Origin of the sequence: Polyangium sp. 15x6 (assembly GCF_029960785.1) — a bacterium.
GTDB lineage: Bacteria > Myxococcota_A > Polyangia > Polyangiales > Polyangiaceae > Polyangium.
In genome coordinates this window covers 25174-34398 of the sequence record NZ_JASBQE010000120.1, presented here as the reverse complement: position 1 = coordinate 34398, position 9225 = coordinate 25174, and the positions used below count along the sequence as shown (strand labels likewise).

At 69.7% G+C, this 9225-nt stretch carries 10 protein-coding genes and 1 rRNA gene; 5 read left to right on the top strand and 6 right to left on the bottom strand.

Going from position 1 to position 9225, the window contains the following annotated elements; translation table 11 throughout:
- Positions 1-123: ribosomal RNA gene (locus tag QHF83_RS46315) — 23S ribosomal RNA — on the top strand; the annotation flags it as partial.
- A 169-nt stretch (positions 124-292) separates the two neighbouring features.
- Here QHF83_RS46315 and QHF83_RS46310 read toward each other — a convergent pair.
- The 3 genes from QHF83_RS46310 to QHF83_RS46300 all read right to left on the bottom strand — a co-directional run bounded on the left by QHF83_RS46310 (position 293) and on the right by QHF83_RS46300 (position 1426).
- A complete protein-coding gene (locus tag QHF83_RS46310) occupies positions 293-700 on the bottom strand; it encodes a DUF488 family protein (protein ID WP_282424547.1) in 408 nt (135 codons plus the stop codon).
- Position 701: 1 nt separating this feature from the next.
- On the bottom strand, positions 702-932 hold the full coding sequence (locus tag QHF83_RS46305; RefSeq protein ID WP_282424546.1) for a hypothetical protein: 231 nt from the start codon (positions 930-932) through the stop codon (positions 702-704).
- 77 nt (positions 933-1009) lie between these two features.
- Positions 1010-1426 (bottom strand): organic hydroperoxide resistance protein, encoded by a 417-nt coding sequence (locus QHF83_RS46300; RefSeq protein WP_282424545.1) that lies wholly within the window; start codon positions 1424-1426, stop codon positions 1010-1012.
- 199 nt (positions 1427-1625) lie between these two features.
- Here QHF83_RS46300 and QHF83_RS46295 point away from each other — a divergent pair, with 199 nt between their 5' ends.
- The 4 genes from QHF83_RS46295 to QHF83_RS46280 all read left to right on the top strand — a co-directional run bounded on the left by QHF83_RS46295 (position 1626) and on the right by QHF83_RS46280 (position 6246).
- On the top strand, positions 1626-3389 hold the full coding sequence (locus tag QHF83_RS46295) for a DUF1549 and DUF1553 domain-containing protein (protein WP_282424544.1): 1764 nt from the start codon (positions 1626-1628) through the stop codon (positions 3387-3389).
- A 14-nt stretch (positions 3390-3403) separates the two neighbouring features.
- Entirely contained in the window at positions 3404-4675 is a 1272-nt protein-coding gene (locus QHF83_RS46290) for a DUF1501 domain-containing protein (protein ID WP_282424543.1), read from the top strand.
- Positions 4676-4748: 73 nt separating this feature from the next.
- A complete protein-coding gene (locus tag QHF83_RS46285) occupies positions 4749-5732 on the top strand; it encodes a sigma-70 family RNA polymerase sigma factor (protein ID WP_348980528.1) in 984 nt (327 codons plus the stop codon).
- A gap of 97 nt (positions 5733-5829) precedes the next feature.
- Positions 5830-6246 (top strand): VOC family protein, encoded by a 417-nt coding sequence (locus QHF83_RS46280; RefSeq protein ID WP_348980527.1) that lies wholly within the window; start codon positions 5830-5832, stop codon positions 6244-6246.
- Positions 6247-6614: 368 nt separating this feature from the next.
- On the opposite strand, the gene QHF83_RS46275 is transcribed toward QHF83_RS46280, so the two are convergent.
- From QHF83_RS46275 to QHF83_RS46265, 3 genes are all read right to left on the bottom strand, one after another.
- On the bottom strand, positions 6615-7244 hold the full coding sequence (locus tag QHF83_RS46275) for a hypothetical protein (RefSeq protein WP_282424540.1): 630 nt from the start codon (positions 7242-7244) through the stop codon (positions 6615-6617).
- Between the two features lie 90 nt (positions 7245-7334).
- On the bottom strand, positions 7335-8570 hold the full coding sequence (locus QHF83_RS46270; RefSeq protein WP_282424539.1) for a hypothetical protein: 1236 nt from the start codon (positions 8568-8570) through the stop codon (positions 7335-7337).
- Positions 8567-9208, bottom strand: coding sequence for a sigma-70 family RNA polymerase sigma factor (locus QHF83_RS46265; RefSeq protein ID WP_282424538.1), 642 nt, complete (start codon positions 9206-9208; stop codon positions 8567-8569). The genes QHF83_RS46270 and QHF83_RS46265 overlap by 4 nt, the downstream gene beginning before the upstream one ends.
- Positions 9209-9225: the final 17 nt, after the last annotated feature.

Sequence of the window (9225 nt, the reverse complement as noted above, 5' to 3'; positions counted from 1 at the left end):
TAGGTGTCCCGAGCCGCAAGGCTCCTAAAGACCCCTCGTAGACTACGAGGTTGATAGGCCGGGTGTGGAAGCGGAGCAATCCGCGGAGCTAACCGGTACTAATCGGTCGTGCGGCTTGACCATACCTTTGAGGCAAACGTCGAGAGGCGTGCCCAGAGCTCGGGTGACGAGCCGGTGCGCGAACGCAGCAAGAAGACGCTCTACATTCCGTTGTCCGGAGTGTTCGAAGCCCGCGGGAGTTTTTCTCACGCGGGCTTTTTTCATTCCATCCCCCGGCGTCATCCGCCAGGCGTCAGCCCCCCGCGGCTGCCTCGTGCTCGAGGATCCGGGCGAGCAGCGTCCGGTGGCATCGGGCTTCATCGACGCAGGACGACGAGCAAAGCAAGGTCATCCGTTCACCGAGGCGAAGGCGCTCGGCAAGCGAGTGGATGAGGTCTCGCTCGTTCTTCATTTCGGCCCGGTACTGGCGCGCGAAGTCCTTCCACGGGAGAGGCGGGCCGCTCTTGCCCTGGAACGCGGCGAGCAGCTCGCGGCTCGGGCCCAAGTTCTTCGCCCAGAGGTCCCAGGTCTCGTCCTCCTTGCGCACGCCGCGCGGGCGGAAGCGGCACACAAGGACACGCAGCCCGTCGTCGGGCTCGACAGGCTCGTCCCATCGCTTCGTCTTCAGGGGCACGCGCGCGGCATCGTCGTAGCGGGGCACGTCAGAACCCGCCGTCCTCGCCGCTCGATGAGCCATGGCCATTCGAGTCGGACCGCGCCGGGCCCGGCTGACCTCCCTGATGCGTGCCGCCTGGGTTCTCGCCGGTCTCGTACCGGCGCGAGCTCTCCTCCGAGGAGATCCCGCCGTGCTGCGACTCGGCCCCGCGTCGCTGAGCCTTCTCGTCGGCGTGCTCGGGCTGGTTTCGACCGGGATCCTTGGGGCTCTTGTTCATGCGACGTCTGTGGGGCGAGGCCTCCGCGGCGCCAGTGTCCCCACTGGATCCGCGGAGCCGCGCTCCCGATCGAGACGTCAGGCCACGGAGAGCTTGACTTCGATGTTGCCGCGCGTGGCCTTCGAGTACGGACAAACCTGGTGCGCCGCGTGCATCAGCGCCTCGGCCTGCTCGCGCGGCAGGTTCGGGATGTGGCCGATGAGCTCCACGGCGAGGAAGAAGCCGCCGCTGTCATCCTGGTTCAGCGAGACCTTGGCCTCGATGTGCACGGGCCCGGTCTGCACCTTCTGCATGCGGGCGACGAGGCCGAGCGCGCCGCCGAAGCAGGCCGAATAGCCCATCGCGAAGAGCTGCTCGGGGTTCGTCCCCTCCCCGCCCGGGCCGCCGACGCTCTTGGGCAGGCTGAGCCCCAGATCCAGCTTGCCGTCGTCCGTCTTGACGCGCCCCTCGCGCCCGTTCGTCGCCGTCGCATCCGCCGTGTACAGAACCTTCATGCTTCGCTCCTTTCGATGCGGCTCCCTATTCGGCCGCGAGACCGCGGCTGCAATCGAAATCCGCGTGGATCCCGTGCTCCCGCGGAGCATCCGCCGCACCGCTCGAGCGCGCGGCAGGATGTCCGCAGACCGCGCACGCGCAAATCACCGCGTTTCAGCGATCTCGAGCGCTGGCATCGGTCCTGCTTGGGCCTTTCGCATGCTTCGACGGACCTCTGCCTGGGTCGCGCTCGCCCTGCTCTCCGCTTGTTCGGGGGGCGGGACGGGTGGCCTCCCCTCCCCGACCGCCGCGCCCTCGTCGCCGCCCGCGACCGTGGCGCCGACGCCCGCGACGACCGACATCGTCAGCCGCGTCGACGCCCTGCTCGAGGCCGAATGGAAGGCCGCGGGCGTATCACCCGCCAAACCCGCCACGGACGCCCAGTTCCTCCGCCGCGCCTGGCTCGATCTCGCGGGCACGTTGCCGCCGCCCGAGCTCGTCACCACGTTCCTCGCCGATCCCGCGCCGGACAAGCGCGCCCGGGCCGTCGACGCGCTCCTCGCGAGCCCTCATTTCGCCGAGCGCTGGGCCGCGTACTGGGAGGACATCCTCATCCGCGACGACGTGAAGGGAAACCTCGTCGACCGCGCCGCGTTCCGGGCCTGGCTTCATGCGCGGTTCGTCGAGAACGCGCCGTGGGATCGCGTCGTGCGCGAGATGGTCGCAGCGACCGGGAAAAGCAGCCCCGGCGGGCCCGCGCGCGAGCGCCGCATGGCCGCGCAGAACGACGACGCCGAGCCCGAGGCCGAGGGCGTGAACGGGGCGACGAACTGGGTCGTGCAGTACCGAGGCGGCGTCGAGGACCTGGCCGGCGCGACCGCGCGCACCTTCCTCGGCGTGCAGATCCAGTGCGCGCAATGCCACGACCACAAGACCGAGAACTGGACGACCACGGACTTCCGCCGCTTCGCCGCCTCCTTCGCGAGGACCCGCGTGAGGCCGGTCGAGGAGAAAGAAAAGGGCATGGCCCGCGCCTTCGAGGTCGACGACGGCAAGCGCGGCCGGGTCGGGAAAAAGGCGACGGACGAGGCGCGCGAGATCGCGACACTTGCACCGACCGCGCTCGACGGGACCGAGCTCGAAGGTGATGCGCCGCGGGCCGAGCTCGCCGCGTGGATCACCCGGGCGACGAACCCCTGGTTCAGCAAAGCGCTCGTGAACCGCGTGTGGGGGCTCTTCTTCGGGCGTGGGTTCGTCGAGCCGGTCGATGATCTGCGCCCCTCGAACCCGCCGCGCGCGCCGGCCGTGCTCGACGCGCTCGCGGCTGATTTCGCGACACATGGCCACGATCTGAAGCACCTTTTGCGGACGCTCTGCGCGACGCGCGCGTACGGCCTCGCGGGCGGCCCGCCCGCGGCGGAGGCGACCTGGGCGGCGTTTGCCCCGCGGCCGCTGCCGGCGCCGGTGCTGCTCGATGCGGTCCTCACGGCGACGAGGCTCGACCCGTGGCTCGAGGACACGCTCGGCGAGCGGGCCGACGCGCTGCGGGCGAAGATGCGCGAGCGCTTCCGGTTCGTGTTCGACGTGGACGAGGCAGGCGCGCGCGCGGAGTTCGACGGGACGATTCCGCAGGCGCTTTTGCTGCTGAATGGTCCGCTCGTCGGTTACGGGTCGAGCGCGCTCGCGGGCGCGACGCTCGCGGACGTGCTCGCGATGCAGGGCGGAGACGCGGCGAAGATCGAGGCGCTTTACCTGCGCACGCTCTCGCGCAGGCCCACGGCCGAGGAGATTTCGCGCTGGGTGCGGTTCCTCGACGAGGCCGCATCCGTCCCCGAGGAGCCCGTTGCGAAGACGAACGGTCAGGGGCCGCTCGGCAAGATCGGCAAGAAACGAGGCTGGGTCGCGAAGACGCCGCGGGACCGGGCCTACGAGGACCTCTTCTGGGCGCTGCTCGATTCGAGCGAGTTCGCCTTCCAGCACTGAGACCGGAGGACGCCATGGACACCCAGGACAAACGCATGACGATCGATCGACGGCGCCTGCTCCAGGCTGGTTTCGGAGGGCTCGGCGCATGGCTCGCGGGGCGATGGCTCGCGACGCCCGAGGCGAGCGCGGCCGAGGCAAAACCCCGCGCGGACGCTTGCATCGTGCTCTGGATGAACGGCGGGCCGAGCCACGTGGATACGTTCGACCCCAAACCAGGCACCAAGGAAGCGGGGCCGTTCCGCGCGATCAAGACGAGCGCGAAGGGCGTGTCGATCTGCGAGCACCTGCCGCGCGTCGCCGCCGAGGCGCACCGTCTCGCGATCCTGCGTGGCATGACGAGCCGCGAAGGTAGCCACGAGCGCGCCCGGCAGCTCGGTCATACCGGGCACATTCCCAATCCGACGGTCGATCACCCGGCCCTCGGCGCGTGGGTGAGCGCGCGGCGCGGCGATCCCAAAGCCGAGCTGCCTGCCTTCGTGAGCCTCGGCGGCCCGAGCGCGGGCGGCGGTTTTTTCGGGCGCGCCCATGGCCCGTTCGTGGTGCGCGAGCCGGGACGGCCGCCCGAAGACATGGCGTACGGGCCGGGCGTCTCGGCCACGCGCTTCGACCGTCGGCGCGCGGCCCTCGCGATGCTCGAGGACTCGTTCGAGAAAGAAACACGAAGCGCGGCGGTGACCGAGCGGCGCGCGGTGTTCGCACAGGCGGTCAGGATGATGCGCTCGCCGGCCGCGGCCGCGTTCGACGTGTCGAGCGAGCCCGCGGCCGTGCGCGAGGCGTACGGCGACACGGCCTTCGGGCGCGGTTGCCTCGCGGCGCGGCGGCTCGTCGAGGCGGGTGTTCCGTTCGTCGAGGTCTCGCTCGATGGTTGGGACACCCACGAAGACAACTTCGAGCGCACGAAGCGGCTGATGGGCGTGCTCGATCCGGCCATGAGCGCGCTGATCCGCGATCTCGCCGAGCGCAGGAAGCTCGATCGCACGCTCGTCGTGTGGATGGGCGAGTTCGGCCGGACGCCTCGCCTCAATGGTCGAGGCGGGCGGGATCACCACCCCGCCGCATGGAGCGCCGTGCTCGCGGGCGGCGGCATACGTGGCGGGCTCGCGCTCGGCGCGACGGACGCGCAAGGCGAGAAGGTCGTCGAGCGGCCGGTCGCCGTGGCGGATCTATTCGCGACGATCACCTCGGCGATGGGGCTCGATCCGCTGGAGACGGTCCCGTCGCCGGGCGGCCGGCCGATCACCCTGACCGACGGGGGACAAGTGGTGCGCGAAATCGTGCTGTAGGCGGCGATCGGGGTTTGTCCTCGGGGGGCGAACCTGTTAGGACACGGCCCCGATGGCTGACCTCTCGTCTCCGATGAAGCACGCCGCCGGCGTCGATGTCACCCAGGCGACCGCGCGCCAGCTCGAGGAACATCGCGCCGCGCTCACCGGGCATTGCTACCGCATGCTCGGGTCGGTCTCGGAGGCCGAGGACGCGGTGCAGGAGACGATGCTGCGCGCCTGGCGGAGTTTCTCCCAGTTCGACGGCCGTTCGTCGCTACGCACCTGGCTCTATCGCATCGCCACGAACGTCTGCCTCGACGCGCTCTCGGATCGCTCGCGCCGCATCCGCCCGATGGAGTGCGGCCCCGTCGGGACGGTCGACGACACCCTCACCACCCTGCCCGCTTCGAGCTGGATCGAGCCCATTCCCGACGCGCGCGTGCTGCCCGACGACGCGACCCCGGCCGAGCTCGTCTCGATGCGCCAGAGCATCCGCCTCGCGTTCGTGGCCGCGGTCCAGCACCTCCCGCCGAAGCAGCGCGCGATCCTGCTCCTCACCGAGGTCCTCGGCTGGGCGGCCGCGGAGGTCGCCGAGAGCCTCGGCACCTCGGTCGCCGCGGTGAACAGCGCCCTGCAGCGCGCCCGCGCCACGCTCTCGACGCGTGACCTCACCGAGGAGCGCGCGCCGCTCGCGGACGTCCAGACGACCTTGCTCAACCGCTACGTCGATGCGTTCGAGCGGTACGACATGGACGCCTTCGCCGCGTTGCTCCACGAGGACGCGACGCTCTCGATGCCGCCGTACTCGCTCTGGCTGAAGGGGCACGGCTCCATCCTCGCCTGGCTCGTCGGTCGCGGCGCGGGGTGTCGCGGCTCGCGGCTCGTGCCGACGGCCGCGTGCGGCTCGCCGGCCTTCGGGCAGTACCGGCCCCCACACGCGCCGGGCGAGAAGTACAAGCCGTGGGCGCTCATCGTGCTGGAACTGCGTGACGATCGGATCGTCGCGATGAACTCCTTCCTCGACACGGCGGCGCTTTTCCCGCGGTTCGGCCTGCCGATGGAGCTCGAGCCGTAGCCTGGTCTGCCGAGCCCGAAACTTTTTTTCTTCGGACCCGATGAGTTTGGACCGTCCACGGGGTCCATACGACGAACCTACCGGCACGGAGGCGCACATGACCACGACCCGTTCTCGCATGCTTTTCGTCAACCTCGCCGTCAAAGACCTCAAGCGCTCGATCGACTTCTTCACGAAGCTCGGCTTCACGTTCAACCCGCAATTCACCGACGAAACCGCGACGTGTATGATCGTGAGCGAACAAGCGTTCGTCATGCTCCTCACCGAGCCGAAGTTCAAGCAGTTCACGACGAAGCCGATCTGCGACACGCGCACGTCCACCGAGGGCTTGTATTGCCTCTCGTGCGAGAGCCGCGAAGAGGTGGATCGGCTGGTGAAGACCGCGGTGGAGAATGGCGGGTCGCACGCGATGCCGGCGCAGGATCACGGCTTCATGTACGGCTGGAGCTTCTACGACGTCGACGGCCACCACTGGGAGGTCATGTGGATGGATCCGGCCGCGCTTCAGAAGTGAAGGCCGCCGTGTAACGCCCGGTCCATCCGGGGGCCGCTGCGCTGGGGCGTTGCCCCAGGCCCCACCAGGGGCTATCCGCCCCTGGACCCGGACCAGCCAGGGGCTGGACCCAGGGTCGATGAACTGCGCGATGCGCAGTTCATCGAACAGATCCGAGGCAAGACCAGCTACGATCCTGCCCATCAAGACAGCCGCGCGGACGTTTCGGCCGGCAACGCGGTCCAACCGGCCCGTTGGAAGAACTGCGCGGAGCGCAGTTCTTCCCCCCCGAGTCCAGGGCTTGCCCTGGTCCGGGTCGAGGGGCGGATAGCCCCCGCGGGGTCCGGGGCAGCGCCCCGGCGCGGCGGCCCCAACAAGAGACCAATGCCCTAAGGGCAGACGCCGTCCACACCCGTGCAGAAATACGTCATCTTGGCGGCCTCCGCGGGGCTGCAATCGCCGTCGTCGATCAAGTTGAAGAGCTGGAGCCCCGCCTGCTCGCAGGCCTCGTAGGCCGCTTGCTTCAGCAGGTCGCGCGGCTGGCAGGTGACGCCGTCGCCGAGGGATCCGCTCGCGCAGATGGGCGGAGGCGGCGGCGGCGGCGGATCGACCGGCGGGGGCAGCGGGCAACACTCGTAGTGCGCTTGGGTCGTCATCCAGCCGCAATCGCCGCCCTGGTAATCGAATGCCGTGAGCCCGAGGCCGTCCTCTTGGCAGATTGCATAGGCCAGATCCTTCAAGAGCCCTGGATCCTCGCAGGCCGCGCTCTCCACGATGCCTTGCGTGCATGCGGGCGGCAGCGGCGGCTCGACCGGCGGCGGCGGATCGACCGGCGGCGGCAGCTCATTGCCTTCGCTCACCTCCCCCTCCCCGCTCCCGTTGTTCTTCCCGTCTCCTTCGAGCGCGCCCTGCTGCGCCGACGCCTCCCCGCTCCCGTCGCGCACATTGGCCGTGCAGGCGACGAATCCCGAAGCAAGAAGGGCGAGCACGAGCGACCGCAATCCATTCGACCAACGCATGGGTACCTCCACGCGCCCCGGTGCGGGGCGCCGTCGTAGCATCTGTTTTCCTTCAATCGCGAGGCTGCCTCGCGTTTCCTCTTTTTTGCGTCAAGGCCCGCAGCACGTGAAACCGACCTTCGTGGCCTGACCGACCGGACAATCCCCCGAGGCCTGCAGGTCGGCGAGGTTGAGCCCGAGCTCGCTGCAAGCCGCGTAGGCCTTTTCCTTGAGGATGGACCCATCGATGCAGGTCACGCCGTCGCCGAGCGACCCGCTTTGACAGACGGGTGGCGGCGGCGGCGGCGGATCGACGATCGGCGGGCAACACGTGTAACTCGCTTGCCGCGTCATCCACCCGCAATCACCGGTCGTGTACTGGAAATCCACCATCTGCTGGCCCGCGAGCTGGCAGGCTTGGAAGGCCATGTCCTTGAGCAAGGCCGGATCCTGGCACGTGACGCCGTCGCCCACGGTATCGGTCATGCAGACGTCGGGCTCGGGATCGGGCTCCATGCATTCGTACTCGGCGCTCCGGAAGAGGCCGTCGCCGCACGGATCGAGGTAGGTGATCTCGGCGAGGACGAGGCCATTTTCGTCGCAATCGAGCTCGGCGCATTGCTTCCAGGTCTCGGGCGTCGCGCACGAGGACGTCTCCGGCGGAGGCGGATCGACGGGATCGGGGGACTTCGGCGTGCTCGTGTTCGGGCCGCTGACGCCGCCGGTCGCGCCGTGGACGGGCGCGCGGGATTCGCCGGGGAAGGTTTGCCTCGGCGACCAGAAGACGAGTCCGCCTTCGTCGTCCGCGTCCCCGGTTCCGCCGGGCGTCATCAGGCGAGAACGAGGCCCCGAGGGCGCCTGGTTTTTTGGGCTCCGCAGAGCACGATCGCTCGGCCGCTCGGGTGCCGATTCGAACGGGAACGACGTATCCGGCGCGCGCCACGAAGGGGACAGCGCGGGCGGCGGGGAATCCGGCGCGCGGGGCTCGGGGGGACGGGGTGGATCGAAGGAGCGCGGGTTCGTCTCCGGCGCGCGCTCGGAGGCCGGGGCCGCGTCCGGATCGGCCGCGAATTCGGTTTGTTTGGGGAGCACGAGCCCGGTGCGCGCGCGCGGCATGTCGTCATCGAGCGAAAGGAAAAGCACGGCCGCGCAGACCATCACGAGGGCCAGCGGACGCCCGAGCCCTCGGAAGGACGGGATCCACGAGGCGCGCGGCGGCTCCGCGGCGAGGCCTCGCAAGCGCGCGCCGAGCCGCGCCGCGAGCGCGGGATCCGGCGCGGCCTGGGCATATAGCTCGTCGGCGGCGCGCAGCCGCGCGAGCAGATCGTTCGGCGCGGGCGTGGTCACGGAAACCCCCCCCAGCCGTCCTTCTTCAGCCTCTCGACGGCGCGCTGGATCAATTTGCAGACATATCCCTTGGAATGACCGAGGATCTGGCCGATCTCCTCCTGCTCCTTGCCGTCGAGCCAGTACATCGAGAATGCGACTTGCTCCTTGACGGGCAGCGCCGAGATCGCCTCGATCGCGCGGCGCAGGTCGTCGCGGGCCATCACCAGCGTGTCGGGCTGCTGCGGCTCGGGCTGGTGTTCGCCGAGGAGCCAGCGGATCGGCGCGAGCGAGCGGAATCGCTCCCGCCGCAGGCGGCTCATGCAGCGGTTCGTGGTGGCGCGATAAAGCCAGCCCGCGAGATCGTCGTGGTCGTGGAGCGCCGAAAGCGCCTTCATCAGATCGATGAAGACCTCCTGGGTGATGTCCTCGGCCCAGGCGACGTTCCCCTTGCCGTAGCGCAGCGCGAGCCGATACACGAGCCCGTGGTGCTCGCGGTAGAGAGCCTCGACCGCGCTCGGCGTGGCCGTCCGGGGCAGCTCCGCGGCGCGAGATGGGGAGGCCTCGGCCGGGGGCGGACGCTCCGGAGCGAGCCTCTTTCGCGCGAGGGGCGCGAGGAGGTCGGCGACGTCCGGGGGGGCGAGGTTTGGGCTCGGCACGAAGGGAGAACCTTTGC